Annotated in this window: 1 protein-coding gene; it reads right to left on the bottom strand. The window is 64.1% G+C overall.

Annotated features, from left to right (window positions below):
* Window positions 1–226: 226 nt before the first annotated feature.
* Window positions 227–628 carry a hypothetical protein gene (locus tag EJK15_RS69745; RefSeq protein WP_138720988.1) on the bottom strand — a complete coding sequence of 134 codons (402 nt, stop codon included), beginning with the start codon at window positions 626–628 and terminating at the stop codon, window positions 227–229.
* Between the last annotated feature and the right edge of the window lie 122 nt (window positions 629–750).

Here is a 750-nt window from a genome sequence, read left to right as displayed (position 1 = left end):
TGTCCTGTCTCAATCGAGTTGGCGTAGAGGCATAGCTCTGACCTGCTGTACGCCAACTTAAGTGAGACGCCTGGACGCGCGGTTGTCTCATACAGGGTGGCGCGCGCGGTGTTTCGTCTCATCGACCTGGCGTGTGATCACGGAACTGTAGTTGCTCCACCTGCAGGTCAGGGACCGGATTCAGGTGGCATTCCTGAAGTCGTAGCCGGGGGTGGCAGGGTAGCGGTCATTTCTCGGGGCCGAGCAGTTCGGCCACGACGCGCAGGTCATCCGGCGCCGCCGTCAGCTCGAAGTCGTCGAGCTCGGGGTGGACACAGAGAAGCGCCACGTACATCCGGTACGGGCGCACCTCCTTCAGTTCCGACTTCTCAAGCCCCCGCCAGGATCGGACGGACGCGCCGGTCAAGTCGATCTCCTCGTAGGGTCCGCGCCAGGTCATGCGGCGCTCGATGTACCGGAGGGTGCCCGTCTGCCACAAGGCTCCCTCCCGCACGGCCATGGCGACGATGAGCCTGAGCGAGCCGACCTCGGCACCGATCGCCAGCGCGGCCTCCACCTTCGCCCTGGTGCCGGCGGCGCGGCGGCGCACCAATGCCGGGAACACGAACCCGGTCAACAGGACTGCCATCAATCCAAGGGCCTGGAACGCCACATCCATCCAGCCATCGTCGCACCCGCTCCTCCACAACTGAACAGATCAAGGATGCGCCACCTCTGATGAGATTCCGCCAGATCAAGTGAGACAGGACA

The organism is Nonomuraea basaltis (genome assembly GCF_005893125.1).
GTDB lineage: Bacteria > Actinomycetota > Actinomycetes > Streptosporangiales > Streptosporangiaceae > Nonomuraea > Nonomuraea basaltis.
This window is presented reverse-complemented; position numbering and strand designations above follow the sequence as displayed.